This is a genomic window from Candidatus Nitrosocosmicus franklandus (genome assembly GCF_900696045.1).
Taxonomy (GTDB): Archaea; Thermoproteota; Nitrososphaeria; order Nitrososphaerales; family Nitrososphaeraceae; genus Nitrosocosmicus; species Nitrosocosmicus franklandus_A.
Genome location: NZ_LR216287.1, coordinates 2,181,141 through 2,207,640 on the forward strand (window position 1 = coordinate 2,181,141; position 26,500 = coordinate 2,207,640).

A 26,500-nucleotide genomic window follows, 5' to 3' on the forward strand; every position below is an offset into this window, starting at 1 on the left:
GTGATGAATATATAGTCCTGGAATCCCTAAAATGTTACTAAACTATCCTCAAAGTGGAAGGTAGTCAATTCAATTTAGGTTCAAACATGATGATTATTTTGTAAATTGTTATCAAGTACATTAAACTGAATACTACGATTATTAAAAAATATAAGGTTGTTAATCACAGAATTACTAAACTATACCATAATGAGATTTTCATCATAGTCCATTTTGTTTTCGCATCTTTGAGTAAATTACTTTTGTTATATAGTGGTCACAACCAAAACACTAAAAGACATGACTTTTTGGTAACTTTATGATCCATTGTCAATAAAAATATTGAGTTGCAAATTGCTATGGTTAATTAAAGGGCATATTGATATCGTACCAACAACTCGTCTAAACTGCACCCTTGACTCGAGTTCAATATCGCTATTTGCTCAGGAGTCATCGATTGTATATCTTCTTTTCTATAAACATACATTGAAGTAATAGGAAAGTCAAATAGATCTTGTAGGATTTTGTCATAAATGATTAAAGAATTACCAAATTTTTCTATCATGAATTTATTTGTCTCTACAAAGATCCTAATACCTTCCCTTCCTGATTTTTTGGCATCAAAGACCAAACTCTCCCATTTTTTAAAAAATTTGTCCGAATTTGAACATTCAGTATGGTGAAACCATTCTTCAGTTGCTTTGAGATGGATACTACCTTTCCTTTTGTAATTTTCACGATTACAAAAATTGATAAAATCTCTTACTCGCTTATCAAATTTATCTTTTGAGTAGTTTTCTAAAAATACAATTATCAATTCATTGTTATCTATACCATTTCTCAGAAAGGAGCGAAAGTCATGAAATTCAAGTACTTTTGAGTAGTATATTCCAAATATATGATATCCGCGTTTTAATGAATCAAAAGGTTTCATTGATTATTCAAAATTTCTCGTGCATATTTTGTATAAAAATAATGAGGGAATAAAGTTCCTGTATCACCTAACTTAATTATAGGTTGATTTTTCAAAACACTGGTCTCAATACCACTGTCACCACCTTATCATACGGTTCTGTATGTTTTGAATCCAAAATTATGCGGTATCCCAGTAAATCTCACTATTGAGATGACCACGAACAGGCGAGTCCTTTACCTCTTTTCAAACTTGACTTTACCGAATAAAGGATAATAACCTAAAGCATCATTTAAAATTCATATAGTCATACTTTTGTTAGTGGATATGTGACATTTTTTACAATACTGTAATAATGTTACATGGGCTCTTAACTACGGTACTTCACTTTTTTTATATCCTTGTTTTGAGGATCAGGTATGAAGGAAAAATTACGGAGAATAACCGAATTGAATAGACAAAGATCGTCTGATGTTGATATCGACAATCTCGCGGGAAGAACTAAACAAAATTGCATAATATATGTCGAGTACACAACTGATGACAAACCTGACCTTTTGATCTCTAGTAATAAATTAGATGGGAATTTAATACCATATGAATCAAATATTATTAACAGTAAGAATGATAAGTTCACTCGAAAAGTTTTGAGACAAGGACATAATGTGTTGTTAAACGAAAACTACGCAGAATTGTTTATACATAAAAGGATACCTTTCAACAACAATAATCTAAAGTATTTGATCAATATTCCTCTAGTGATGAATCTGATTATGTCAAATAAGTGCGTGTAGGAAAGGAGTAATCAAAATGAACATTTCAACCTCTGAACCACAGTTGATTTGCGAAGCAAAAATTTGTGGTTGTGGCAATAACAAGATCGTATATGGTTTTGCAGAACCGGTACATAGCTTATGTATTGATAAGAAGCAATTAATATTGTTGCAGATTCGGGCTTGTAAGAATTTACTTAAACATACCATTGATAATCTTGAACTGGGTCTGATCGAAAAGGAAATGGATGAACTAAATGCACTGTATCAATTTCATTAGTTGCATTATTAATGGTTGTTCGGCGAAGCCTATAGCACGATGTCTTATTTGCTCGAAATATTATTGCTATGCTCATTTACAGTCTTGTCTTCAGGTTCACTCAAATGAAATCGAGATCATAAACACGTTAGAGAACAAGATTGGTGCATAATTAATTGTAATTCTCGATAATTTCTTCCAGTTACAGCATTGTATTAAATCATGATTTTTAGTGCTAAATAATGAAGTATGTTTTTTCATTAATATTTTAACAAAATACCGACCTTCGAGTCATGCGATATCTCGTTTAATAATGTATACCACACAAGAAATTCATAAAAGATATCTGAATAACTTGAATTGTAATTGAACTCTACTATTACTGGAAACCTGAAGACACCTAGTCAGAAATGGTATTGGTCTTTTATTCATTGAGAATCAGACTTTATAGCTCTTTTAGCATCCTCTTCTCCTTGACGGATTAATTTTTTTATGGTCATTTCCGAAAAATCTGCATCCTCAAACAGGAAGGGATGTATTTCAGGTCTATCAATTCTTGTTATTTTCTTTATAATGGAGCCTCTTTTCTCAATGATTTCGTGATATTTCCCTTCAAGATTGGTTAATTCTATATTCAATTTGTTTTGATTTTCTGATAAATATTGCTCCGCTGATTTCTTCATTTCTTGATCATATTTCATCAGCAAATCATGCATCCTCTTTAAAAGAGATAAGTGTTCTGAGTTGGTAGTCGAGACCTTGATGTTATTATCCGTCTTATCGTTATAAATTATGTCACGCGCACGGTGCCATGCCTCAAACATATTACTCGGAAGTTTTTTTTGAAAATGAGGGAAAATGTTGACTAAATATACCTCTTTATCCAATTTAGGTGATGCATCCATGACTTCTCTAAGGGGAGTGTTACTTAACAATGCTCCATCCCAAAGGTAATGGCCATTTTTTTCGGTCCATGATATTCCATAAAATGGAAAGCCTACGCTTGCCAAAACACTGTTTGTATCCATGAATTCTGTATTGCTATCAAATATTACGGGTTGGCTAGTTTGTATGTCAGTTGACGTTACTATAAGTCTGGGTCTGTGTTCAATTTTCTGACTAGTGTTGTCTTTAACTGAAAGAGTGGAAAAATCAACATACTTTTCCAATGTGTCTTTTAACGGTGAAGTATCAAACAGAGGATAAGGGAGTCTATATGGAAATAAATTGAATGGGAATACATCTGAATGTCTACTAAAAGCCCTGGGATTGCCATAAATTGCTGAATACATTGACGCAAGGATAGCTCTCATTTCGTCTGTAAAATATAATGACCAATAAGGAGGAAACATGGGAATTATTCTTTCCGAAAGTTCGATCCAAAACCTTTCCAGCTCTTTCGCAGGATCTTTTTCTCGCCTGTAGGAAGCTATTATTGCAGCATTGACTGCTCCTATTGAAGTTCCCGCAACTATGTCAAATCTGATATTATTCTCTGAAAGGATTCTGAATACACCACACTCATAGGCGCCAAGTGAACCACCACCTTGCAATACCAGAACTTTCTCTATGGTCTTATTATCCTCGAGAGTAGTTGGAATTTTAGTTTTTTTCTTCATTGCACCTACTATTATCATTATTCATGTATCATAAATTATATAAAAGACCAGTATTTTTTGATCAAATATATAATGAATGAAACTAAATAAAGTCACATTTAATTTCCATTAATTAAAATAAATACACTGACATTTTTAATATGGATTCTTAATCCAATCAACATTTTGAATTTATGAAGATGTTAAAACTCATGAAAATTCACCTATTTCTATAAAAATGTACAATAATTGATAATAGTAACGCTTGTATCTAAACTGAAGAGGATGAGAGCTATTGATCTTAGATTGGAAATCAAACCAATCCCATTCATACCATATATACGATCATCTTAAACCTGGAAAACACTCATGGTAGTACAAAGATGATGAGAAAATCGTAGAAATTATACAAGTTGTAAAGCTTTCTCGTAAATTTAACTAATCAAATAGATTACATTCGACTTTATTTGTCCTTCACTCTTCAGTTTTTTCATCTTAACAATTACTAATATAATCATTGGTATAATAAAAAGTCAGAAATGTAAAAAATGAAAGAAGGAGATGACGACGATACTAAATCTCCTAATATAGACTCAACTTGGAAGGATCTATATAGAATAGCAGCTTTTGCTGCGGCAACGATAGTCATTTTAATTCCGGTTCAAATCCTTATTTTTGTAATTAGTCCGCCACCCAGAACAGCGGCAGACTTTTTTCTGCTATTTCAGAATAACGCTCTATTAGGTCTATCGAGCCTTGACCTTTTGTTTTTGGTTGATTATGTTCTTCTGATTCCTAAATTTTAGCAATTTATCTTATCCTTAGAAAAACAAGTCAATCCTTAGCAGCACTTGGCGTTATAATAGGATTTGTGGGTATCATTGTACATTTTCATCAAACACCGCTTTTGACATACTGTATTTATCAGAACAATATGATCTTGTTAGGACCGACCTACAGCAATCACTTTTACTTACAGAAGGACAGTCAATGTTAGCTACATTTCAAGGAACATCCTTTCACGTTAGCTATGTCCTTTTGTCGCTTGCTACACTGATATTGTCAATTCTAATGTTAATGAACAGAATGTTTGGCAAGGCAACGGGCACAGCTAGAATTTTAGTAGCCGTTATGGGGTTGGGATTTTATATACCACAAATTGGTCTTTTTCTTTCTATTGTATCATTGATTCCAGGAACTGCATGGTATGTATTAGTAGTAAGAGGCTTATTAAAAATGTCAAAATCAAACCAAAGTTAATCAACACTCTCAATTGACGGAACGCAAATGATGACAGAATTTTATCACTTTGAGGAGTACTCATGTTTCAAGATGCACAGTTAGCCATACCTTTTTCGAACATCAATAATTTTTGATAATAATACAGATCAAATCCTATTAATGATGGTGATGAACCGGTTGCCTCTGGTTTTTGGAGTAGAGAGTTTTTTTTGAGTGTAGGGCTTGATTGATAATGTATCGATAGATAGATAGATAGATAGATTAATCCTGCTAATGAACCGTTATCAGGCCCCACCCTTCTTCTTCTTTTTTCTCTTCCATTCAAATCCAAACTTATCTTGGCATAATTAAATACCATAAAGTCAACCAGATAAAGAAATGCAAATCAAACTCTAATGGAATGATTTTCTATCCAAATAAAGAATGATTATTCGCCTCATGTAAACGTCATACGGTTTCCTCAGACCCCACTACCAATAATATTACCTACTTTAATATGGATTAATAATTATCAAATTGATATATTTGTAAATAGATTACCTAATTATGAATTTTGAAGCTTGTTCGTATAGATATGACATCTCAAATTGTGGTAAAACATCTCCTACAGACTATATGGCTTTTTCTATATCTCAAAGCGCGATAAAAAATTGGAAAACAGGCATGAATATCTCTATTTCAATAAAAGGTAAAAAAGAACTCCTTTACTATTTTGAATGCGATTCTAACCATGAATATAAATCTGCCAAAACATCTGGTTCCATCGGTCCAAATGCTGTTTTCCATTTTGATGATGGATAGAAAGCGTGTCCCAAGTCAGGATATGTTATTAATGTATGGTCAGGATGATTCACTTCATTAAGCCTTTGATGTAAGAGGAACGATTGTTGAACTGGAGTTTGAACATCATTTTCCCCTGTAAGTATCAAAATACCTGTAGATTTAGAAACGTTTCCAATAGAGCTTAAACTTGTTGGCATGTTAGATAGAGATTTCCACAATACGGGACATATTCCTACAGTATCACATTCAAGCAGATTAAATGCTGTGGTATTTTCATAGCCCTTTATCAGAAGAGGTTTGATTTGTTTATCAATATTTATGTTACTGCTATTACCAAATTTATCAATCAAAGCAGCGGTTATGGCTTTCGTATCATTAGAATACGCAACAGATGAGGGTAATAAAAAGTTCCTTAAAAATGGATCCGATACAATCTGCTGCATAGATATCAAACCGGTGTTATTGTTATCCATTACTTGCATAGCATATTCTAATGGTAGTGAAACGTCTTGATAATACTCTACATCTTTTAATGGGTTTTGAGCAAGAGCAGCCATAAGTATTACATTACTCACCATTGTCGAATTATCCATTGCTATGATTGGAGCATAAAGGGTACCTTCGCTATGACCTAGTACGCTTATTCTCTTTGGATCAACTTCGGGCTGCTGCACAAGAACACTCAATGCTTTCTTGCCATCATTAACTTGATCGTCAACTGTGTTATTTCCCCACACACTTGAATTCAAAATTGTATAACTTTCTGGGCCAACGCCTCTTTTATCATACTTTAGAACGGCGAATCCTCTCTCAGAAAGATATTGAGATATTTCCCAGAATGGTTTACTATTTGTAGTCAATGTTTCGTTCATGTCTAATGCACCAGAACCTTGAATAAGCAACACAGCAGGAAATGGTCCTTTTCCTACGGCTGGATAAGATATCTGAGCTTTTGTAGTCACTCCGTCGCCCAAATCTATGACCAGATCCCTGTATTTTATAACTTGAAGGTCTGACTGGGCCGAAGTTTCAGAAAATAAGGGATTACCTAATGTCATTGAATATGACGATAAAATCATAATTGCACCAAAAAACGTACTCAAAACTACGAATGACGATGACTTAAATTTACTTTGCAACACTATCATTAGCAACAGTGCCACCTTATATAAAGTAGGTAAAAGTACTCCTGTTTACTACTTTGAAGTTTTTCTTAATCGTGTTATCTGTTATTTCTATAAGCGGTAAAGAGGTAAACAATGAATTTCTGTAAGATTTACATAAAATTCCTTTGACCCATAAAAATAAGATTCGGTAAAAAATCTTCAAACCCTAGTGAATATCCTAATTTTGCCAATCTCTTATTATATGCAGAACCTATGAACCAAACCCACTCTCATTCTTATATAATAGATTGATCAGTAGGCTCAAGTTTGTTTCGCATTTTGCCGAACCCGAATACCATACAGAAGAATCCTATAGCTGTTTTTACGAAGGTCAATATACTATTTAGTCGGCTCTACGATTCATATTTATGTAGTCAGTGGATATAATAATAACATGAATACGAAAACTGTATTATCATTACTGGTTATTGCTACATTTACCATGGGATTCAATCTGTTTGAATTTTCAAACACTAATGCACAAAATAACATTACAGCACTGCCATTGTCAAATTCTACATCAAATTCAAGTAATGAAGAAAAATCTTACATTTTGATTTTTGAACAACGAAATATTGGAAACATTGACAACTCCACCAAAATTGTATCATCAATTATTGGACATGATATAGTCAAAATAGCCGATGAATTTGTTGAAGAGATAAGTTTAGCTCCCTCTCAGCAATTAGAACAACAGATAGAAGATATAATCTACAATGGTACAAATGGTTTACCCTGTAATGCATCATTGACAACTCAAGAAGGCAAAAGTGTATCTGTAGAATGTATTTCATCTGAAAATATTGTTATTTGGTATGTCCACACGTAACTATTCGAATCAGTTTTTAACATTATTTTAAAAACCTCTCAATAATTTTAATTGATTTTATTTTTTTATGATCAAATTGGATTTCAACTTTTAATGCTAATCCGTCATACCTTTTACATGAGAGTCAAATCTATTTTTTTTACATACCGATAAACTAAATACTAAGTAATAGTAGCGAGAGTCAAATTCTGCATATGTAAAACAAGGTTTCATGTCTAATTAGGACACATGTTCTTAATTATTCAAAAGTATATGAGAAAAATTAGCAAAAGGTGTCTTTGATCCAAATTAACAACATCGTATACTTATCCATAAAAATAAAAGCCTGATTGTAAACAGAAATAATTCCTTCTCTAATTAGGTTCGCTTACAGGCCGATAATATTACTAAAACCCCCAAATACACTACATGTTGTAGTAACCATTTAAAACGAGATATCAAAATTCTAATTTATATTATTAACATTCCATAAAGGTTCGAAATTTCATCCTTTTAGATTTTGTATGTATTCAGCAACCAGCTTCTCTACAGCCTCTCTGGCTCCTTCTAATAATGGAGCATCTTGATGAGCCATCAATAGTTTGTCAAAATTAATCCTTGAAAGCCTTTGCGCAGATACTATTGCTGTAGTCGGGTCCATTGATACTTGAGGCGCAGATATATACATACCCTCAGCTCCGAATACCTTTTTATATATACTATCAGCACCTAGAAGCAGTTTATCTTTTTCATAATAGAGCGATATGTGACCAGGTGTATGACCAGGTGTATGGATGACCTTAAGACTGCCAATCATGTCGCCATCTGAGACTTGATCATCAACGCTTATAGGTTCGACTTCTAAAGTTCCATATTCTCTTGATAATGACTCTGCTGAGATACCAAGATTTTCTAGTTTTTCAAGAGTTTCTTGTGTAGACGGAGGTCCCATGTAGGGTGGATTGTGGGCAAGATATCTTGACTCAATCCAATGGGAGTAAATCCTCGCACCTGATTTTCTTTTTACCTCATTGGCAGCTTGTGCGTGGTCGACGTGGACATGAGTTAGGATTATTCGCTTCACGTTCTTAATGTCATATCCTATGTTCTGCAGATATTTTTCAAGCACAGGTATTTGTGCAAGAAAACCAGGATCGATTAACGTCAAATTATCTTCATCCTCTATAAACAAGTAAGGAAAGACCTTTCCCCGTGGATCGGGATGAGTAATACCTTCTATTGAGTAAACATTCTTAGTAATCTTAGTCATCCGAATTCAAATATGCATCTGTAAGACTTGTGAACTTATATGTTTTAATTTTAATAATAAAGTCCTACTTTTAATTGTCAAATGTTGTATCATACCTGGGAAGTGGTTGGAAGACAACATCAAGATAAATATAACAATTATTTTTAATTACTTACGGCAGATAAAGAAGTGTGATTACATCAAAATCTCAGAATATCATGTTCGTTCATGGTTCGTGTCATGGGGGCTGGTGTTGGAAGAAAATCCTGCCATATTTTGATTCTAATGAATTTAACATCTATTTACCAACTCTTACTGGATTAGGCGAAAGAAGTCATCTTGTAAATGAAATGACTGATCTGTATACCCATGTGGAGGATATTTTGCAAATATTCAAGTATGAAGACCTTTCTGGGGTGATTCTGATTGGTCATAGTTATGCAGGTCTCGTAATAGGTGGAGTCGCAGAAATGATTCCCGAGAAAATCAAACTATTGATATATATTGATGCATATATCCCACAAGATGGAAAAACAGCGTTTGATCTTGATCCTGGACTAATGGATCTATATAAAGAAAGAACCATGAAGGACCAAAATAAACCATGGCTTGTAAGACCTTATACACCAAGCGAATTTGGAATTTCCAACGTCAAGGATATCGAATGGATGGAATCAAAACTTGTTCCCATGCCATTGCTTACACATACCCAACCTATTATAGTCCAAAACAAGGAAACAACTAAAATCCCAAGAGCATTCATTACTACATCAGAATTCGGAGAAGATATGTTTCAAAGACAAAATATGGAAGCAAAGAAAAAATGGGATTATTATGAACTCAAAAGGGGTCACGATGTCATGATTACCGCACCAGAAGAACTATCGAAACTATTGTTGAACATTATTTCCAAGAGAAAATAGGCCATTCTATCAGCCTCTTTGGAATTTGATTTTAACATACGAGATCATGAGAGATCTCCATCAGGTTTTGTGAAGAATTGAAATCGAAACATAAATTATGATTTCGCTGCTTGCCGCAGTCATCTGGGTGTTTGTTGTGGCATAACCAATTAAAGTAAACCAATTAAAGTAAATCCGATTGTAAGTTCCACTGGGCAAGCGGGATAATAACTGATGTATTTAAAAATGATATATTTCTCTATATTTACTCATATGTAATGAAGGACAGCTCGGATAAACAAGATCAAGACAGTAAGTATGATAAAATAAAACATCTAGTTGAGGTAGATGATGATATTCTAGCTGTTTTTTCAATCGTGTCGTCTGAGCTAAATGAATTATATATAGCCGAGAATGCTCACATAGACAAAAAGTATGTTGATTCATTAGTGCATCTTTTAGAATCAAAAGAAAATACAACAACTGCAACAATAACAAATAATGAAAACTTGCAAAAAGATACAATAGGAGAAAATAATATTTTAGGCAGGATCAAGTGGAGTGTAGTAGAATATGAAAAAATAAGGATTCTAAAAATATACGAAGTTAACAAGACAATATTTGTTTTGATAAAAAGCAATACTAAGTTAGAACACACTGTTGATAATATACTGGGCTATTATTATGATTTAGATGAAATACCAAAAAGCCTTTTCTAAATCGTAATTAGTTGATCAATTACGCGAAAATACACTATTTAAAATCCTTATTGGTATACAATACCCCAGTCATGTTATACAATTATATCAAAATCAAAACAAGATGAGTTATAGATCATGGCATCAGAGTCAGTTTTTATTCATATCATAATATCACTTTCCATTCTACTTTTCACTGCTAAAATCTTTGCAGAGATATTTCAGAGGATAAAACAACCTGTTGTATTAGGAGAACTACTGGCTGGAATTATAGTAGGTCCTTATGCACTAGGAGGTTTGCCACTATTTGATGGCCAACCATTAGTGGTTCTCGATGAAACTATCAAACACATTGGAGAATTAGCTGCCATCATAATTTTGTTTATTGCAGGACTGGAAATTACACCTAGAGAGTTTCTCAGAGGGGGAGCCGCCTCATTTACCGTTGGTGCACTGGGAGTAGTTGTTCCGTTCTTTGCAGGTTTTATTGTTCTATCAATATATGGCCTAAATACCTTTGAAATACTTCTAATAGCCACTGCATTAACAGCTACAAGTATAGCAATCTCCATCCAAGTCTTGACTGAATTGGGAAAAATGCAATCAAAGGAGGCTCGGCTCATACTTGGCGCAGCTATAGTAGATGATATTCTTGCAATTGCAATATTGTCCGTGGTGGTAACAATGGTGCAAACCGGTGATGCTATGCCACAGCTAGCCGATATAGCATTTCTGATATTAAAAATCCTTGGTTTATTTGCTATTTTACTCATTGGTGCAGTCCTCATAATTCCAAGGATACTGCACAGAGAAAAATTGTGGAGATCGAAAGGAAGTATTGAAGGAATAACTACAGCTATTTTCTTTGGTATTGCAGGTCTTGCAGCTTATGTTGGCTTGTCTCCTATTGTAGGTGCATTTGCTGCAGGAATGGCGGTTGCTAGTACGAAACTAATCAAACAGGTAGAAGAGTACGCACATAAGTTGCAGTTTATCTTTGCGCCCTTGTTTTTTGCTATTATAGGTGCTCAAGTGGACCTGAGGGGTATCAATATTGAAGTCTTGATTATTGCAGGAATAATTATTGCAATAGCAGTTCTTTCAAAACTTGTGGGATGTGGATTACCTGCCATGTTATTTCTTAAAGATAGAGCGAAATCTATGAAGGTGGGGATAGGGATGGTATCTCGAGGTGAAGTTGGCCTAATCGTTGCTGGTGTCGGAGTTACATCTGGAGTTTTATCTACAGACGTGTATACCTCAATAATTTTGATGGTTGCTGTTACCACGATAATTACCCCAATCTGGTTGAAAAAATCCTACAAAAATATATCCTCTTCAGATATGGTTAAATAATCAGGTCTGAGTCAATACCTTCACACCTATAGAGATATCAATAAGCAATTTATTTAATAGGGTTCATTTACAGAACGATATTACTACTAGAATCATAGAGCCCATTTAGAGATATATACAAACATATCAAATTTGGACTACAGACAGACTATGTAAAGAACTTACAATTCTGGATTTGTCTCTTTATCAAAAATTCTTTATGTGTTAAAGTCATAGGGGTTTAAGAGACAGTATCCAGCTAAGCTTAAAGATCTAATGTAAATTAACTGCGAAATTTAGATATGTATCCTGATACTTTCCACTGCTAATCTTTCTTTGCTAGTGGAATTTAATTTTGTTAGCCAGTATTATGCCCTCCTTTTTTTTGAAAAAGATCTTAAATCTTAACAATATTTGATCGTATACACATTAATTAAGGATATTTGTAACTAATCCCAAAAGCCATAAATAATACCTGATCCATTGGTTGATATGTTGGTTAGAAGAAAAAAAACAATCAACAGCTTAATAATATTCGGGATAGGGATTTTGCTATTATCTTTAACTCTTCAATCCCCATCGGTTGGGTTTAACTCTTTTCAAGTTATGGCTAGTTCAAATACAACTGGCTCAAATACGCTGACTGATATGGGTGGCAATTTATCGAATTTTAATTCTTCAAATTCGAATACATCAATTGATTTGGAGTCAAATAATTTACTTTCAAATGATAACAACACGCTTACTTCTTTTATCCCTTTAAATGAAAATCAAAGGCAATTACAAATAGACTCCAAAATACTCGAAGGTCTTGTATCAAACAAATCATTGGGCAATATATCTAGCTTTGACGTGGATGGAGTAGCTTCTTGTAATACCTTGGATGGTACTAGTTCAGATTTTCTTGGAATCAATGAACAGACTCCATGCACAGTAACATTAGCAAATAACGATAAAGTGGTCAGCATCGACTTTGATTATGAGGTTATAGAAAACGACGATACTTATGATTACGTAGAATATTATAATAATGAACAGCAACCAGCTAACATAGCCATAGAACCTGGCGAAATATTTGTATTTTCTAGCAAAGGCGGGATAGACTATGATAGGTTGGGCATATATTTTGTAGATGGCAATACTGACAATGGAAACATTATCGGAATTGATTCAAACGATCTTGCTAGGGTATTTTTGGATCACATACAATTCTTAAACACTGATTTTTTCATTGTACCAAATATAGATGATGGTATTTCATCTTGGAAACTGGTTGTAGGATATGACATAAATCCTGAATTAGAATCGTATTATATCGCTGAGAATGTCTCAATAGAGGGATGATGAATATAGCTGCGATTAACCTCCTTTTATTTTTGTTTTTATTATCATGACGATCCATTCGGTCTCTGTTAAAGAGATAATATTTCCGAAATTGTTATACAATTCATTCGAGTAACCACGGTAAAGATCACGGTTATTTCTTAATTCTGTATAAATTCCTACGGGAAATTATAACGACCTTGTTATCTCTTAGCCGATTAATTTTAAAATCAATTGACAAGATGCCATATTTTTCAGAATTTTCCTCACCTTTTTTATCAGATATTGTATACTCTACTTCCAATTCTTCTCCTGCATAGACTTCGTCTATAAATCTAGTGTGTCGGTTATTCCATACTGGATCCCCATCCATTCCATACAATAGCATGATACTGTTGGAAAAAATATCTAGTCGTGTCATCTCTCCTTCTGCTCGTGCAATTATGGCTCTGCCAGGCAAAAGCGTATTACTCTTTATTCCTTCCTTTAAAGCAAGTTCAGGGTTTTCATGTAGAATGTTTTTTGTCCTCGCAAATGATAGATATTTGTTAAAATCATCCTTATCTATACAGATACGCGATTTGAATACCTGTCCTATCATAAATTCTTCAAATTTCAAATCCTGGTATGGAAACTTATATTCGACAATATATTTTAACTACTTTTCAACTTATCTAAATACAGATTAGTTCTAACAACTGAATCTCAGCCTCCAGCCAAAGCAATTTGAAGCGGTTCTGAAATATCACATCATTATTCAATTATGAGATAGTAAATGCCATATGAATTGAATTTTTGATATGTAAACTCAATCAATTTGCAAGATGAGTTATTTAAGAGTCAATTTGTTTGACATACTATCGAATCCACTACTGATTATGATAAATAAAATAGAATAATAGTTGACAAACAGAATTTGAATCTAGTTGATAGATGGTAGATTGAGTTTTCTAGTTACATGTACAAATACATATACCTCTTTTGTAAATGAATCCCTGTGTTTCCAAATACTCAATTAATGCCGACTGTTAATTTTCATGGCAAACTAGAATCTTCTTCTAATCATTCTACTTTGGTACTGAGTTTATTATCGTAGTGATGATGAGGAAAGTAAGGCATTGGCCTATGATAAAATTTAAAAAAGACCATTGTAACCAAAATCTATTCAAATCACTTTATTTTACTGAATTTGTTGAATAAGATAATAAAGTCAAAACTATTACTTCTATCTTTGTTAATTGTTTCTACTGTGGGGCTTTTATCCAATTTTGACACAGATTTGTTAGCACAAACTCCTTCTCCCGAACCAGATGTTGGCGAACAGTTTGCTATTTCTTTGGATCCAACGGATTCAATTTATAACCATACTAAAGTTACCCATCTAGGTTCAAAAAATATTTCCTCCTCTCCTTATCTGGTGCCAGAGGACCGTTACATTGATGAAGCAATTATAAAAGGTGTTGGAAATGTAACTAACAACCAGACATACATAGGCACACACTTATCTGGTGAACTAATCCAGGGTACTGGTCATGGGACAATCACGACTCAGGATGGAGAAAGTATTGATTGGATTGTTTCTGGTATAGGGAAACCCTATGATAATGGCGGTTGGTTTTTTTATGATATAATGTTGTTCAACAGTACCCAAAGCGAATCATTGGCCTTTCTAAACAATAACATAGGTTTATTCAAGTCCCTTGCTGGCGATGAACCGGATTCCCTTTGGTTATTGGGGTAGAGAGCATTTTGAGTGTAGGGCTTGATCGATAATGTGTCAATAGATGGATTAATCCGACTCATGAACCGTTGTCAATATTACACTTCTTTTTTTTCTCCTCCCTTCAAATCCAAACCTAGTTTAGCACAATTAGTTAAATACAATAAAGAAGACCAAATAAAGAAATACCACTCAAACTCTAACCTAATAAAGAATTTTCTATCAAAACATACAATGATTATCCAACCCATGTAAAGTCACATAGTTTCCATCTAACCAGATACTAATTAACAGTAGTGCTAATAAATATTGATAGATAAATAATTTACACTACAGTCGTCACATATCATTGTCTAGATGATAATTCTGATTAAGGTCCTTCTTCTGTAGCAAATCCTGCCAACAGATTATTCATGATTATAGACCAAAACACTAACAGCATAACACCTGTTAATGCCCTGACCAAGACATATGTTCCTACAAAACCTTATGTCTTGATATCTCTCATAGAAAGATGAGTAAATGATCAGACCAGCTGTCTGTGTTCTTTTTTCTACTTCTTTCGTATCTGTATCTTGACTGAACTCACTAACTAGAGTTGAATTATTATTCTTATTTTGATCATTAGAAATCATTCGACTGTCTAGCACTACCATGGGAATTATTGCTGGGAACATCATTACTGCCATCCCGATGGTTCAATTTATCATAAATATAGTAACTGCAATAGGATTTAAGGTTATCATGGCCTCCATCATGTCAGGCTGTTCTATGGAAAAAATCTATATGATACTTGAGATGGAAAGCAAAGATAAAAATATTATTTTTTGGGATTTGTTCAATGAAATGACTCAAATTAATAATGAATTTGTATGATAAAGTAGGTTGTCCTAGACTCTATTGTATTCTATTATCGAGTCAGAAGCATCTTGACTGATTGCTCATAATGAATATGGGGAATCTTGTCTTTTACTTTAGTTTTCATCATTCTTACAATCTTCCAGATGAATCCATTGGCTAATTTTATTTTTGAATTATATTTTTACCAATAATAGGAATAAAAAACCTTTTAACCGAACATGTATAAACCCTGGACCTAAAATATGGGTATTGTGACATTTCTTAGTTTATATCTTAAGTTGTTTTTTGATGTTAATAATCTAGCAGTCCTAGTTCTTTCATGGATAGCTTTGTCGGGGATAACGTGCGAATTATATCAATTTCATCAAGACTTTTGCTCTCGTAATCACAATTATGGATTTCAAGATAATCTACAGAAAGTCGTTGAAGAAATTTGATTAAAAAAAGACATGCTAGTTTACAGCTGTCTAAATATATTAATTTTAAAGGAATATTAGTAACTCTGCTGATTCTAAATATGATCATCCAACTTATTTTAATCATTCATTTGCTTGTGAGTGATCATCCTTATGGACTTTTGACGAATATTCAATTTACTTTTTAACCTCATTGGATTAGTTTTGTCTTATAATGCAAATTCTGTTTAGTATGGTGATTTAATTTCATTATTGTTGTCTACATTATTTTTACAAGCATATTTGTATCAATCGATTGTAATTTTCTATTATCCTAGTCAGTAGAGACTCTTGTCTGGTTTGAGATCGGTATAGGATTAGTACCGTTGATTTGTTCAAAGACTATAACATTACATAATATTAGTAGTAACGACATCATGACCAAAGAAAACATCGATAACCTATGATTATTCTTTCAAATAATAAATTGTTTAACTTACCATACTATAGTAATATAAATAAAAAATTATACAAGCTTAACAATAATTTATTGTTTAAAGCTTTGCCACAACCGGAGGATTTTATCTTGTTGAGGTCTATTTTTAATTTTACAGGTGATTTCGTTATTTTTTAACCTTATTAAAATTTCATCAATCCAAGAAGTATAAAATGATTCATCAGTTCCATCAATATTCCGTACAATCTTTGTTTTTTTTATAACCTTTATTTGTTCTAATCTGTGAACCTTTCTGTATGTTGAAGATATTGGTAACTTTAGAAGAGCTGCTATTTGTTGGATACTATATTCCTTTCCATCAAGTAATTTTAATATTTTTAGACTAGTTTCATCAGTTAATACTGGCAATATATCTTTTGGAGACGGACTATTCAACTCTTTAACACGGCAATTATTACTAGTACAAATCCGGCTATTTCTACACCTTCTTCAATGAGTTCTTTGCTTTCTTCATGATTGAATCTCAGAGTATCACCAATAATGGTGTCTCCAATAGTTATCAGCAAAAATCCGGCTGCTAGGTATACCATAGGAAAATACCTGCTTCTCTTATAGGCTCGAATTGCGAAATAAACTAGGATAAATCCAAGTAAAATGTGAATTATTATGACTAGATTCATTACTTCCAATTCGTACCTGATAGGTGAAAATTGATTATGATTTAAAGGTTTATCAAATAAATGAAGATATGAAATATCAAATCTTTTATTGAAAAAAAAAGGCTATAATTATGATGTAATCCTGGTAATAAACAAATAAAGTTATACTATTATGCGAATTAAGAAGCAGAAATCTATTTTTTCTTATATGCCAGATCACAATGGTGAATGTCTTGACAAATTCGTGTTGTAAAATAAGTATGTGGACTTTGAGAATAATTGGCCATAACAATCTGAGGTGGATATAAACTTCAAAAATCTTATACGTCCAGAAAAGCATCTATTATCTCTTCTGGATATAACATCAAAGCCTAAATGATGTACTTTATCTAGTGTGTTTATAATATAAAGACTATTGAGATTATATGATTTAAACTTGAAAAAAGTCCCCAAGTTAGCGTCAATGCCGCGTACCCTCGGTGAATATTTAGTCCTACTTTGTAGTTTCAAAGGCTGGAAAAACTTGCACTGACAAAATACTATTTATCCTTATCTATTATTACCAAATATTGAGAATCATAAAAAAGATTTATTTAGTAAAGTTAACCATTTGCTCTTGTGCATTTCCAACATAGATATTCTCCTTTTACTATATCTTTATTTGCAATAGGAATTTTGGTAATATTTCCAACATCATTTTCGTTTATTATTGATGCGGCACTAGCTCAACAGAATTCCACTAGTCCAAGTAATGAAAACAATTTACAGCCAAACATAGACGCTGAGAGTGTATTTAATACCAAGACTATGACCTTAGGCAATAATGTACAAACATTGGTTATACTAATACCCAACGAGGGGCACCATAGCGAAGGCGAAGAGGATGAAGCTAGGTTCTTGGACCAACACTTTGTACCTGAAAATGCAATCATTAGTCTTGGAACAAGCGTATTATGGTTTAATGGTGATGTAGGACATGAACGCACTATAGACGTAAAGAATGCTAGTGGTAATTCAGTTTTTAACACTGGAGAAATTATAGATAGCCAGGCCTCCAAGCCATACACATTTAGCAATCTAGGTGTATATAATTATGCGGCCGAAGGTGACCCTGGAGTAACGATGACTGGCACTATTACCGTAGACAATATTCAATCTCCTGTTACACCCACTAGTTCAAATTCAAGTGCAAGTAACATAGATACGGTAGGGATACTTATGGTTCCTACACAAGATATTGATGATTATATTTCACAAATAGCTTCAGAAGGTATCACCATCGATAACACATATGACTTTAAGGACTTGAGAGGGGGACAAAAGGGAACTGGTGATACACAAACGTTGATTGTATGGACCACTAGTGGAAAAGATTTGAATGAAACCCTTTCGTCCCTTAGTGAACTCTCTGCCGATTTGCCATACAGTTAATTTCAATTTTCATTTTCTCAAGTGATTTCATGATATCATGTCCATAATCTAATAGTCAATACAAACAGATACAAAAAAACTTGTTCAATTACTCTTGCTCCTTGATATATATTTTTATACTTGTATGATGGAGCTTTTTTGGATGAAATCCAATCAGACACAAGAATATTTTGTAATCGCTTTTATTCTCAATTATTGAGACAATAACGTTTGTTGCAGTAACTCCGGCTTATGCTCAAAGTGCACACCCAGAAGCTTTTGACTCAACACCTGTTGTTGCTGTAAAATTAATGACTACCGATGATCAAGGTAATCCTATACTTAATCCTGCAGTAACCACGTTAAAACAAGACGAAGAAATATTTGTTTTAAATACCTTGATTGAAACACATACATTCACAAACGGGAATGGGATTGGAGATAAGGTTGAAGGTACAATAGTTTCGTGATTAATAAATGACAAGTATGTTCCTCAACTACAGGACAGCAAATTTATATAAATTATTTTTGATAACTCGGTTCAATCAGTTAACAACAGGAGTTGGTTAATTGAGTCGAATTTATTTTCATGCTAACTAATATGACATTTATTTTAGGTGCAAAAGCAAACACAATTTCAAATTTGATTACAAAGGTATTATTGAAGATCGCCTGCAACTTTAATTTCAAATCTGTATATCTACCAAATTGCTATGAAAACAACTTTTGAAAATAGTTGTCTTGATATTTTATTAACGTAGTAATACTTTGATAACTGTACCACAAAAATTAATAAAAGGAGAATTATACTGTTTGATACTACTTAAAGATATTCATATATTATTTTATGGTATTCAATATATGTTAAATTATTGTAAAAGAAGATACAGGTATGAACACAAATAGAAGAATACTAGTACCTATGACTGCAATATTACTTACAATGGCACTAGTGCTAGCTCCCTCTGTAATATCGGAGAATGCATTCGCCAAAAAGTATAAAAACTGGAGTGATTGCAGGGAGGATCATAGTAAGAACTGGTGTAAAAAATATTTTAAAAATCATAATAAAGACAACAAAAAGAGTGGAAATAAAGCCAGTCAAGCTATAGGTCAAGCACAATCTTCAAGTCAAAACTCACAATGTGTTTCAGGCGGTAGTACCTTTGCTTCTTGCAATAACCTAAGCATTCAAAATCAGGTAAATACAGGAAACAATGCTCTAGCACAAGACAGCAATGGAAAAGGCGGTAACAAGGCCTCGCAAGCTATAGGTCAAGCACAATCTTCGAGTCAGAACAGTCAGGTTGTATCAGGAGGAAACACTGTAGGTTCTGGTAACAACATTAACATTCAAAATCAGGTAAATACAGGAAACAATGCTCTAGCACAACAATAAGTCTAATTTTTATTTATTTTTTTAAAATATTTAAGAATCCAGTAAATTAGGGAATTAGATTTCTTTTTTTACAAATACGTGTCCTATGAACCATCATAATACCAGATATATTAATTGATACTCATACTTTTGATTTTTAAGACAAACTTGAATATCTATACCATCAATAGTATATCATCTCAATTTATTTTGTTATTGAATGTGTTGCCATAATAATAATGATGATGATGAGGAAAGTAAGGTAAGGCATCAAATGTTGATGAAGGTTGGAAATAGACCACTGTGAAATTTAAAACTATTTAACTAACCATATTTTATTGAAGTTATTAAATAAAGCGTAAATATTGAAAGACATGAGGCTATATTTGAATTTATTATAAGCATCCTACGGAAGAGATTATCCTAGCATCTGAATCAGCAAAAATAATCAAAATGTTTGCGAAAGATACGATAAAAAACAATGTGATAAAGAAGTAAATCGGGTTTGACAATTCCCTTTTACTTTGGATATTCTGCAGGATTATTAAATTATATCTAACATGTGGAAATTAATTAAAAGTTGTATTTCCTATCACCAATCTCAAATGATTGTTTGATGTAACATATTGGTTGGTTAAAAAAATTATTTAGATGACACTATTTTTTGGTAAACACTCTACTAAAATCATTACTTGATCTCCATTGCCGGACTATTGATGACAATATTGGATTTCTCGATACTAATCTCTCCTTTTGCTTCGGCCTCAAAAATCTCGCTAACGGATTTTAATACTCTGGGTTCTGTGTTATTATTCCATTCTACATAATTGATTTCAAATAACGGACTATATCCTGGATCTCCTCCACTGGCAGAAGCAACTGGTAATTGGTGGTCAAATGTTCCATTTCCAATTACCCCATTTACGAAAACATAACCCTGTTGACGAGAAATTTCTGAAGTATTGCTCAACGTAGGTGCATAATTAACCTTAAATTTTGTTGTATTTGTTACCGATGAGACAATCATTTCCTCTGAAGCATCTGTACTAATAAAGTACGATATGTTTCCATTCACGTACCCCTTTTCAACTGGAATATTTATTGAAATGGGGGCATCATCTCCTGAATTTGAAGTATTAGTGTAGGAGGTGCTTGGGGTTTCACTGATGTTTCCTATTTGAGCATTACTTGTGCCCACATAGAAAACGGTTGTGATAATAGAAAACCCGATGATCAAACCTAGGATAATATTTTTCATAATTTTTTCCTTTCTATACAGAGTGATTGATGCTATATAAACGAATTTCTCATTCTACATCATCCATATTGAAGTAACATCCACATACAGGACTCGTTTGCTCAATCTTAGTACCCTCTGATTTAAATTTTCCACATTTTCACCTTAACTTTATCCGTTTATTCTTGTTAATCACTACATCATTGATTTCCAAAAAGTGTGTAAGTGCTCTGCGAGAACATCATGAATTGAGAACATGCCAGCCTTTTTTCTATCTCTCATGTCGTTCATGGGATCTATAAGTTCATACTCAATGGTTTTGGGATCTTTGGTTATTATTTCACATGGCGATAAATTTTGATCCTCTAATCTTGATAGATAATATTTGTTTAGATTGGAATATCTTCTTTTTGTATTTGGAGATTTCGGGGAATTGTTCTAATTTCTATATATTAGATCGGAAGGATGATTCTTGTAAAGATAAGACTTGTTATGAGTTTGGTCTTTTGCCCTGTATTAGAGAAGGTTATGGTAACTAGCCGCTAAGAATTATAGGTCATTATTCTTGTCCTTCTATGACTATCATACAGCAAATATTTCTTATTTTCAGTATGATTATCTATAAATTTGATATTGTCGATATCTGTATTTTTTATCGAAATTCTTAGAAGAAGGTGTTAGAAAAGCTTTAAGAGTTAATTGGTTGGGTATCAATACAAATTGAGTGGTGTCCTCTAGTATAGTTTTTTAGGGAATCTAAAACAGACGAGAATATGCAAGATGACGATATAAGATCATTAATTTTTGCTACATCCTTCTGGTTTGTGATTTGATACTGTCATTATAGGCGTCTATTGGTAATCTCAAATAGGATAATGAATTAAAGAAGAAAAAACTGTTCTTTATTTCAGAGATTGATCAATCATAATAAAATAATAAGTTACGCATTACTGTTGCGGAGAGGCCGGAACAAACTTTTGCACTCGGTTATTATTTGTATCTGCAACGTATACATTACCCGAAGGATCAACATCGATTCCTTCAGGTCTAGCAAATTGACCGTTCTCTGTACCAGGCGATCCCCACATCGTGATAAATATACCGTTGCTATCAAATACCTGTATTCGTGCGTTTCCTCTGTCTGTCACAAATACTCTATCTGAGTCATCAATTGAAAGACCTGCAGGAGAATCAAATTGACCCTTGCCTTCTCCTTCAGTACCCCAGGCAGTTATGAATTCACCATCTGGAGTGAATTTTTGAATACGATTATTGTCCAAATCAGATACGTATACATTCCCTTGCGAATCTACGTCCAAACTCTCTGGGTTTGAAAGTTGACCCGGATCAGAACCTTCTGATCCCCACTTTGCAATGAACGTGCCGTTAAGATCAAATTTTTGGATGTTCATGTTGGTAGCGTCATCAACATATACAAAATCTCTTATCTCGTCAACAGCAATGCCATGGGGATGTAAAAACTGACCGTCACCTTCTCCTTTTGTACCCCACTTTGTAATGAATTCCCCATCTGGGGTGAATTTTTGAACTCTAAGATTACCTCTATCAGTAACGTAAAGATTCCCCTCAGAATCAAACGCAACACTGTGAGGGTGATTCATTTGACCATCCTCCTTTCCTTCAGTACCCCAGGTAGCTACGAACTCACCATCTGGAGTGAATTTTTGAATACGGTCATTGTCATAATCTGGTACATATATAAAACCATTCTTTTCATGAACGTCATTAAGTCCCTCAAATTGTCCCTCTTCACTTCCCTGGGTCCCCCAAGTAGTGAGAAAAGAATAAGTGACGTTGGTTTGTCCATGTGCGATAAAATTAATATCGTTTAGGTTAATAGTTATCGTAAATATACTAAAAATCACTAGTACGGATGAACATAAAATGAACTTTTTATTATTCGAACCATTCATACTAGTATATGATTCTTCATGTTAGACATATAAAGTACGTAAAATATCCTAGCCAAATTTAACTTTTTTAGCAGACCATCCGTAACTTATCAATAATCATCTTGTGCTAAGAATTTAATGTCAAGTTAAATGCAGTTTGTAAGTTAGGGTGGATACCTATATGTACAATACTCATGATGTCAAACGGATCAGTTCTGTTGTTTATTGAATTGATTAGTTCTGTTAAATCCTTGCCGATATTATCGAGTGAATTCTTGTTATTTTTGTTTTCAAAAATTCTCAATGTAGAGTCATAAATCTCAAAAGCCCTTTTGGCATATTCTTTTGAAATCATATATTTTTCAGTATCCAGTGGTGACTTACTCTTGTTGACTGTGCTCATTTGAGTCGAAGACATGTACGACATATTTGTCATAACACTGGGCAGTATGCCATACGATGCTCCGTAATTTTTTAATACTTCATCCATTAGATTTGCAAATAGTAATGCATTAACTGTGGAATTGTCAAACTGGTAGCTAGAAATCTCAAAATCGTTTTCACTATCTATAATATCGTCCAAATTTTTGATTAATTTTGAGTAATGATCTTGTGATTTTGTTAAATTTTCGGTTGCCGTAACATTTGCCATCAGTGCTTCAACTCTTACCCTTTCTATCAAAGTAAGAAATGAGGATGCATCGTCATCGGATATAAAAATATGTGCATGGGTCTTGCCAAAATCAAATGAGGATATAAATACAAGTAATAGAATAGTTATGCATATAAGAAAAGAAGCAGAACCTGTAGATTTCATTTACTGGCATTTTATTGTGACAATTTCTAATATAACTTTAGGTATATTGTTAGATAAGGAATGATCGTCGATTTCTGGACATAGTGTACATCAGTTAATAATGATTTTACACAGTCAATGGCTTGAGATAACTAGGAAATGTCATTTCTGAAATAATCTTTTTTCAAAATGAGGTGCAAGGTAGTCGATTACCCTATGTCATTTAGTTTCTGGCTTATCTCATCCTCTGAGAGACATGGTTTGGAAATTCATATTCTTTAACAGGGGGAATCCAATCATCATTAGGGCTTTATTGTATTTTCAGAAATTTCTGAGGTAGAATTATCAGCCAGCACTGCCTCTCTACCTACAGGATTATAGGAGACGGTCCCATTAAATATCGTGCTATTGATATCCCTTAATATTTAGACTCATACTGTTAGTAATCACTGCTAAAAATACCTATATTTTCCCCCGTGTTAACAGATACGAACTTTGATACCATATGGAACTTAATCCTACCCCCTCAACCTGTGATCCTAATGCTCAAACTTTAAAAAAAGGTGATACGGATGAGGTTGTTGTTAAATTACAGAATCTGTTATCTGAAAAAGGATACATTTATAGAGCTTGTGTGGATGGAGATTTTGGACCTGGTACAGAGGCAGCTGTTAAACGGTTTCAAACAGACAATAGTTTGACTATTGATAGAATTGTCGGTCCTACTACGTGGCAAGTATTATGTTCGACCGCATTATCGCTTTCTGATCAAGTAACAAGAATGATAAGTTGTCCTGTTGGCGATGATGATGATGATGATGATGATGATGATGATGATGATGATGATGATGATGATGATGATGATGATGATGATGATGATGATGATGATGATGATGATGATGATGATGATGATGATGATGGTACTACTTCATGTACAATAGGAACTTAGACTCCTATGCCAAGTGCTAACAAACAGTTTGTCTTTAGTTTGGATCCAGCAGATTCAATTTATAACCATAATGAAATTGTCTATCTGGGTTGAAAAAATCTATCCTTAACTCCTTATCTAGTAACAGAGGTACGTTATTCTGACCAGGGGTTTCTAAAGGGCGTTGGAAATGTGATTAACAACCAGATATATGTAGACACTTATCTGATGAATTAATTCGGAGCTCGGGTAATGGGGCAATTACCACTCAAGATGGAGAAAGTATTGATTGGATTGTTTCTGGTGTAGGGAAACCATATGATAACGGTGGTTGGGTTTTTTATGATATTGTGTTGTTCAACAATACACAAAGCAAATCTTTATCCTTTCTAAACAACAGTGTTGGTTTAACCATATCTTATCCTGGTGACGAACCTGATAACATATGGCTATTGGAGTAGAGACCTTTTTGGATGTAAAGCTGGATTAATTATATATAGATAAATTAATCCAGCCAATTGGACATTATCAACACCTCTTCTCCTTTTCTTCCTCCTTCTCCTTTTCTCTCCTCTCCTCACAATCAAATCTTGGGCTATCAAGGTGAAATACCACACACAAAACCAAACTTCTTTCATTATAACTAAAAAAGAGTAAAATACTGGCCAATTGGTAAATGACATTTGAAAAAATATCCAATTATTAGACAATTCAAATATTATGGAATGGTCCGAATTTCGTTTTTTGATGATGGATCAAAGTTACTATTTTGAGGGGGATATTCTCAAAAATTTATCTTCCAGTCTTGTATCGGAATTCATACTATGCTATCAGATACTATCTAGTTATTTTAACTAATGGTTTGACCTATTAATTTGGCACATTAATTTACCGTCTATATTAATTAAGGGTCTGCGCTCTGATTGTGCCTGTATTTAAGTAACTATTGTTATTATACTGGAGAATACAGAAAATATAAATGCACGAGAAATTATTAATAGGACACAAAATTGACTGCCAAAAATTTGTATTTCCTAACCGTTTCTATCTCCTGCATTATCATGGGATCTTTGATGGTGATGGCATGGGGGGATAACCATGGAATAATAGAAAGTAGAAATTTGGGAACAAAATTTCAACAAGCATATGCAACTCATTTGAATAGTGCTTCCAACAAGTCTGTTGGCGACGAGATAATCCAACAGGGTATAGTTGTATCTCAACCAGGTTCGAATTATCCAAACTATCATACTGCATATATACTTCCTCATAGGGATGATGGTGCAGTTTATGAAGGAATCGTCTCATTTACTGCTACAGAACCTGTAGATGTATTTATTAATCATAGAATATCCTTGGATAATGCAACACTTTCTCAAATCAATAATACAAAATTCGATAATTTATTCCTAGTATATCCTCATATTGCGGAACAAGGTGGAGCTCTGCCAGCAATCCCATTCGTAGTTGATGGAATAAGTCCCGATTATGAGGGTACTACGCCCAGTTCTCCGCTGTACTCTGCTACAATGCCGTTTATTGGTGATGCCTTACTACTGGGTAGTAACAAGAGTAAACCCTTTATCGTATTCTATGACGTATCAGCAAATATAGTGGAACCAGAAATTGTAAATCACATTAGCGATGCCTTTGTTAACGCAACTGAAAATCCTTATGTCTCTATGAGAAATTAAAATTCATTAGCAATCTAATCCAAC

The 26,500-nt window shown here is 33.5% G+C and carries 29 protein-coding genes; 16 read left to right on the forward strand and 13 right to left on the reverse strand.

All coding sequences use genetic code 11. The features are described 5' to 3' along the window. Positions 1-346: 346 nt before the first annotated feature. On the reverse strand, positions 347-913 hold the full coding sequence (locus NFRAN_RS10310; RefSeq protein WP_134484914.1) for an MEDS domain-containing protein: 567 nt from the start codon (positions 911-913) through the stop codon (positions 347-349). A 398-nt stretch (positions 914-1,311) separates the two neighbouring features. Here NFRAN_RS10310 and NFRAN_RS10315 point away from each other — a divergent pair, with 398 nt between their 5' ends. Beyond that, complete coding sequence (locus NFRAN_RS10315) at positions 1,312-1,686, forward strand: hypothetical protein (protein ID WP_134484915.1); 375 nt, start codon at positions 1,312-1,314, stop codon at positions 1,684-1,686. A gap of 16 nt (positions 1,687-1,702) precedes the next feature. Next, positions 1,703-1,945, forward strand: coding sequence for a hypothetical protein (locus NFRAN_RS10320; RefSeq protein WP_134484916.1), 243 nt, complete (start codon positions 1,703-1,705; stop codon positions 1,943-1,945). 407 nt (positions 1,946-2,352) lie between these two features. Here NFRAN_RS10320 and NFRAN_RS10325 read toward each other — a convergent pair whose 3' ends face one another. Further along, positions 2,353-3,561 (reverse strand): patatin-like phospholipase family protein, encoded by a 1,209-nt coding sequence (locus NFRAN_RS10325; protein WP_134484917.1) that lies wholly within the window; start codon positions 3,559-3,561, stop codon positions 2,353-2,355. A gap of 509 nt (positions 3,562-4,070) precedes the next feature. On the opposite strand from NFRAN_RS10325, the gene NFRAN_RS10330 reads away from it, so the two are divergent. Together NFRAN_RS10330 and NFRAN_RS10335 are read left to right on the forward strand one after the other, a co-directional pair. Beyond that, positions 4,071-4,328 carry a hypothetical protein gene (locus NFRAN_RS10330; protein ID WP_134484918.1) on the forward strand — a complete coding sequence of 86 codons (258 nt, stop codon included), beginning with the start codon at positions 4,071-4,073 and terminating at the stop codon, positions 4,326-4,328. 184 nt (positions 4,329-4,512) lie between these two features. Beyond that, a complete protein-coding gene (locus NFRAN_RS10335) occupies positions 4,513-4,782 on the forward strand; it encodes a hypothetical protein (protein ID WP_134484919.1) in 270 nt (89 codons plus the stop codon). Between the two features lie 67 nt (positions 4,783-4,849). Here the strand turns inward: NFRAN_RS10335 and NFRAN_RS10340 are convergent, their stop codons facing one another. Beyond that, a complete protein-coding gene (locus NFRAN_RS10340) occupies positions 4,850-5,122 on the reverse strand; it encodes a hypothetical protein (protein ID WP_134484920.1) in 273 nt (90 codons plus the stop codon). 349 nt (positions 5,123-5,471) lie between these two features. Then, positions 5,472-6,695: an alpha/beta hydrolase family protein gene (locus NFRAN_RS10345; RefSeq protein ID WP_134484921.1), complete on the reverse strand. Its 1,224-nt coding sequence runs from the start codon at positions 6,693-6,695 to the stop codon at positions 5,472-5,474. 412 nt (positions 6,696-7,107) lie between these two features. On the opposite strand from NFRAN_RS10345, the gene NFRAN_RS10350 reads away from it, so the two are divergent. Next, positions 7,108-7,542, forward strand: coding sequence for a hypothetical protein (locus NFRAN_RS10350; RefSeq protein WP_134484922.1), 435 nt, complete (start codon positions 7,108-7,110; stop codon positions 7,540-7,542). Positions 7,543-8,026: 484 nt separating this feature from the next. On the opposite strand, the gene NFRAN_RS10355 is transcribed toward NFRAN_RS10350, so the two are convergent. Then, positions 8,027-8,791: an MBL fold metallo-hydrolase gene (locus tag NFRAN_RS10355; protein WP_134484923.1), complete on the reverse strand. Its 765-nt coding sequence runs from the start codon at positions 8,789-8,791 to the stop codon at positions 8,027-8,029. A 170-nt stretch (positions 8,792-8,961) separates the two neighbouring features. Here NFRAN_RS10355 and NFRAN_RS10360 point away from each other — a divergent pair, with 170 nt between their 5' ends. The 4 genes from NFRAN_RS10360 (at position 8,962) to NFRAN_RS10375 (ending at position 13,049) form a co-directional block, all read left to right on the forward strand. Continuing rightward, the gene (locus NFRAN_RS10360) at positions 8,962-9,693 is read left to right on the forward strand and encodes an alpha/beta fold hydrolase (protein ID WP_134484924.1); all 732 of its coding nucleotides are present in this window, start codon (positions 8,962-8,964) and stop codon (positions 9,691-9,693) included. A 257-nt stretch (positions 9,694-9,950) separates the two neighbouring features. Further along, on the forward strand, positions 9,951-10,391 hold the full coding sequence (locus tag NFRAN_RS10365) for a hypothetical protein (protein ID WP_134484925.1): 441 nt from the start codon (positions 9,951-9,953) through the stop codon (positions 10,389-10,391). A gap of 117 nt (positions 10,392-10,508) precedes the next feature. Further along, entirely contained in the window at positions 10,509-11,726 is a 1,218-nt protein-coding gene (locus NFRAN_RS10370) for a cation:proton antiporter (protein WP_134484926.1), read from the forward strand. A 471-nt stretch (positions 11,727-12,197) separates the two neighbouring features. Further along, positions 12,198-13,049, forward strand: a complete 852-nt coding sequence (locus tag NFRAN_RS10375; RefSeq protein WP_134484927.1) for a hypothetical protein — start codon at positions 12,198-12,200, stop codon at positions 13,047-13,049. Between the two features lie 133 nt (positions 13,050-13,182). Here the strand turns inward: NFRAN_RS10375 and NFRAN_RS10380 are convergent, their stop codons facing one another. Beyond that, positions 13,183-13,647 (reverse strand): hypothetical protein, encoded by a 465-nt coding sequence (locus NFRAN_RS10380; protein ID WP_134484928.1) that lies wholly within the window; start codon positions 13,645-13,647, stop codon positions 13,183-13,185. A 612-nt stretch (positions 13,648-14,259) separates the two neighbouring features. Between NFRAN_RS10380 and NFRAN_RS10385 the strand changes: the two genes are divergently transcribed. Further along, positions 14,260-14,769, forward strand: a complete 510-nt coding sequence (locus tag NFRAN_RS10385) for a hypothetical protein (protein WP_134484929.1) — start codon at positions 14,260-14,262, stop codon at positions 14,767-14,769. Positions 14,770-15,155: 386 nt separating this feature from the next. Here the strand turns inward: NFRAN_RS10385 and NFRAN_RS10390 are convergent, their stop codons facing one another. Further along, positions 15,156-15,398: a hypothetical protein gene (locus NFRAN_RS10390; RefSeq protein WP_172602291.1), complete on the reverse strand. Its 243-nt coding sequence runs from the start codon at positions 15,396-15,398 to the stop codon at positions 15,156-15,158. Between the two features lie 4 nt (positions 15,399-15,402). Between NFRAN_RS10390 and NFRAN_RS10395 the strand changes: the two genes are divergently transcribed. Beyond that, positions 15,403-15,624: a hypothetical protein gene (locus NFRAN_RS10395; RefSeq protein WP_172602292.1), complete on the forward strand. Its 222-nt coding sequence runs from the start codon at positions 15,403-15,405 to the stop codon at positions 15,622-15,624. 927 nt (positions 15,625-16,551) lie between these two features. On the opposite strand, the gene NFRAN_RS10400 is transcribed toward NFRAN_RS10395, so the two are convergent. Further along, the gene (locus tag NFRAN_RS10400) at positions 16,552-16,896 is read right to left on the reverse strand and encodes a winged helix-turn-helix domain-containing protein (RefSeq protein WP_134484909.1); all 345 of its coding nucleotides are present in this window, start codon (positions 16,894-16,896) and stop codon (positions 16,552-16,554) included. Next, entirely contained in the window at positions 16,893-17,141 is a 249-nt protein-coding gene (locus tag NFRAN_RS14510; protein ID WP_134484910.1) for a DUF7521 family protein, read from the reverse strand. The genes NFRAN_RS10400 and NFRAN_RS14510 overlap by 4 nt, the downstream gene beginning before the upstream one ends. Before the next feature lie 597 nt (positions 17,142-17,738). On the opposite strand from NFRAN_RS14510, the gene NFRAN_RS10410 reads away from it, so the two are divergent. The 3 genes from NFRAN_RS10410 to NFRAN_RS10415 all read left to right on the forward strand — a co-directional run bounded on the left by NFRAN_RS10410 (position 17,739) and on the right by NFRAN_RS10415 (position 19,929). Next, complete coding sequence (locus NFRAN_RS10410; RefSeq protein WP_134484932.1) at positions 17,739-18,551, forward strand: hypothetical protein; 813 nt, start codon at positions 17,739-17,741, stop codon at positions 18,549-18,551. 290 nt (positions 18,552-18,841) lie between these two features. Beyond that, complete coding sequence (locus NFRAN_RS13945) at positions 18,842-19,000, forward strand: hypothetical protein (protein ID WP_172602293.1); 159 nt, start codon at positions 18,842-18,844, stop codon at positions 18,998-19,000. 422 nt (positions 19,001-19,422) lie between these two features. Further along, positions 19,423-19,929, forward strand: a complete 507-nt coding sequence (locus tag NFRAN_RS10415) for a hypothetical protein (protein ID WP_134484933.1) — start codon at positions 19,423-19,425, stop codon at positions 19,927-19,929. 667 nt (positions 19,930-20,596) lie between these two features. On the opposite strand, the gene NFRAN_RS10420 is transcribed toward NFRAN_RS10415, so the two are convergent. The 3 genes from NFRAN_RS10420 to NFRAN_RS10430 all read right to left on the reverse strand — a co-directional run bounded on the left by NFRAN_RS10420 (position 20,597) and on the right by NFRAN_RS10430 (position 23,875). Continuing rightward, positions 20,597-21,166, reverse strand: a complete 570-nt coding sequence (locus NFRAN_RS10420) for a DUF7482 domain-containing protein (RefSeq protein ID WP_134484934.1) — start codon at positions 21,164-21,166, stop codon at positions 20,597-20,599. A gap of 926 nt (positions 21,167-22,092) precedes the next feature. After that, positions 22,093-23,031 (reverse strand): 6-bladed beta-propeller, encoded by a 939-nt coding sequence (locus NFRAN_RS10425; protein ID WP_172602294.1) that lies wholly within the window; start codon positions 23,029-23,031, stop codon positions 22,093-22,095. Between the two features lie 154 nt (positions 23,032-23,185). Beyond that, positions 23,186-23,875 carry a hypothetical protein gene (locus NFRAN_RS10430; protein ID WP_134484936.1) on the reverse strand — a complete coding sequence of 230 codons (690 nt, stop codon included), beginning with the start codon at positions 23,873-23,875 and terminating at the stop codon, positions 23,186-23,188. A gap of 484 nt (positions 23,876-24,359) precedes the next feature. Here NFRAN_RS10430 and NFRAN_RS10435 point away from each other — a divergent pair, with 484 nt between their 5' ends. After that, positions 24,360-24,803, forward strand: a complete 444-nt coding sequence (locus tag NFRAN_RS10435) for a peptidoglycan-binding domain-containing protein (RefSeq protein WP_134484937.1) — start codon at positions 24,360-24,362, stop codon at positions 24,801-24,803. Between the two features lie 428 nt (positions 24,804-25,231). Here NFRAN_RS10435 and NFRAN_RS13950 read toward each other — a convergent pair whose 3' ends face one another. Further along, positions 25,232-25,465, reverse strand: coding sequence for a hypothetical protein (locus tag NFRAN_RS13950; RefSeq protein WP_172602295.1), 234 nt, complete (start codon positions 25,463-25,465; stop codon positions 25,232-25,234). A 396-nt stretch (positions 25,466-25,861) separates the two neighbouring features. Between NFRAN_RS13950 and NFRAN_RS10440 the strand changes: the two genes are divergently transcribed. Further along, on the forward strand, positions 25,862-26,476 hold the full coding sequence (locus NFRAN_RS10440) for a hypothetical protein (RefSeq protein ID WP_172602296.1): 615 nt from the start codon (positions 25,862-25,864) through the stop codon (positions 26,474-26,476). The last annotated feature ends 24 nt before the right edge of the window (positions 26,477-26,500 follow it).

What these genes read in the sequence shown, in the direction of transcription:
- NFRAN_RS10350 (WP_134484922.1), top strand. Translation starts at nt 7,108, where the DNA reads ATGAATACGAAAACTGTATTATCATTACTGGTTATTGCTACATTTACC.
- NFRAN_RS10420 (WP_134484934.1), bottom strand. Translation starts at nt 21,166, where the DNA reads ATGAAAAATATTATCCTAGGTTTGATCATCGGGTTTTCTATTATCACA.
- NFRAN_RS10355 (WP_134484923.1), bottom strand. Translation starts at nt 8,791, where the DNA reads ATGACTAAGATTACTAAGAATGTTTACTCAATAGAAGGTATTACTCAT.
- NFRAN_RS10435 (WP_134484937.1), top strand. Translation starts at nt 24,360, where the DNA reads ATGGAACTTAATCCTACCCCCTCAACCTGTGATCCTAATGCTCAAACT.
- NFRAN_RS10315 (WP_134484915.1), top strand. Translation starts at nt 1,312, where the DNA reads ATGAAGGAAAAATTACGGAGAATAACCGAATTGAATAGACAAAGATCG.
- NFRAN_RS13950 (WP_172602295.1), bottom strand. Translation starts at nt 25,465, where the DNA reads ATGTCATTTACCAATTGGCCAGTATTTTACTCTTTTTTAGTTATAATG.
- NFRAN_RS13945 (WP_172602293.1), top strand. Translation starts at nt 18,842, where the DNA reads ATGACTACCGATGATCAAGGTAATCCTATACTTAATCCTGCAGTAACC.
- NFRAN_RS10370 (WP_134484926.1), top strand. Translation starts at nt 10,509, where the DNA reads ATGGCATCAGAGTCAGTTTTTATTCATATCATAATATCACTTTCCATT.
- NFRAN_RS10415 (WP_134484933.1), top strand. Translation starts at nt 19,423, where the DNA reads ATGAACACAAATAGAAGAATACTAGTACCTATGACTGCAATATTACTT.
- NFRAN_RS10330 (WP_134484918.1), top strand. Translation starts at nt 4,071, where the DNA reads ATGAAAGAAGGAGATGACGACGATACTAAATCTCCTAATATAGACTCA.
- NFRAN_RS10395 (WP_172602292.1), top strand. Translation starts at nt 15,403, where the DNA reads ATGGGAATTATTGCTGGGAACATCATTACTGCCATCCCGATGGTTCAA.
- NFRAN_RS10440 (WP_172602296.1), top strand. Translation starts at nt 25,862, where the DNA reads ATGGCATGGGGGGATAACCATGGAATAATAGAAAGTAGAAATTTGGGA.
- NFRAN_RS10310 (WP_134484914.1), bottom strand. Translation starts at nt 913, where the DNA reads ATGAAACCTTTTGATTCATTAAAACGCGGATATCATATATTTGGAATA.
- NFRAN_RS14510 (WP_134484910.1), bottom strand. Translation starts at nt 17,141, where the DNA reads ATGAATCTAGTCATAATAATTCACATTTTACTTGGATTTATCCTAGTT.
- NFRAN_RS10340 (WP_134484920.1), bottom strand. Translation starts at nt 5,122, where the DNA reads ATGGTATTTAATTATGCCAAGATAAGTTTGGATTTGAATGGAAGAGAA.
- NFRAN_RS10320 (WP_134484916.1), top strand. Translation starts at nt 1,703, where the DNA reads ATGAACATTTCAACCTCTGAACCACAGTTGATTTGCGAAGCAAAAATT.
- NFRAN_RS10430 (WP_134484936.1), bottom strand. Translation starts at nt 23,875, where the DNA reads ATGAAATCTACAGGTTCTGCTTCTTTTCTTATATGCATAACTATTCTA.
- NFRAN_RS10325 (WP_134484917.1), bottom strand. Translation starts at nt 3,561, where the DNA reads ATGATAATAGTAGGTGCAATGAAGAAAAAAACTAAAATTCCAACTACT.
- NFRAN_RS10365 (WP_134484925.1), top strand. Translation starts at nt 9,951, where the DNA reads ATGAAGGACAGCTCGGATAAACAAGATCAAGACAGTAAGTATGATAAA.
- NFRAN_RS10345 (WP_134484921.1), bottom strand. Translation starts at nt 6,695, where the DNA reads ATGATAGTGTTGCAAAGTAAATTTAAGTCATCGTCATTCGTAGTTTTG.
- NFRAN_RS10335 (WP_134484919.1), top strand. Translation starts at nt 4,513, where the DNA reads ATGTTAGCTACATTTCAAGGAACATCCTTTCACGTTAGCTATGTCCTT.
- NFRAN_RS10375 (WP_134484927.1), top strand. Translation starts at nt 12,198, where the DNA reads ATGTTGGTTAGAAGAAAAAAAACAATCAACAGCTTAATAATATTCGGG.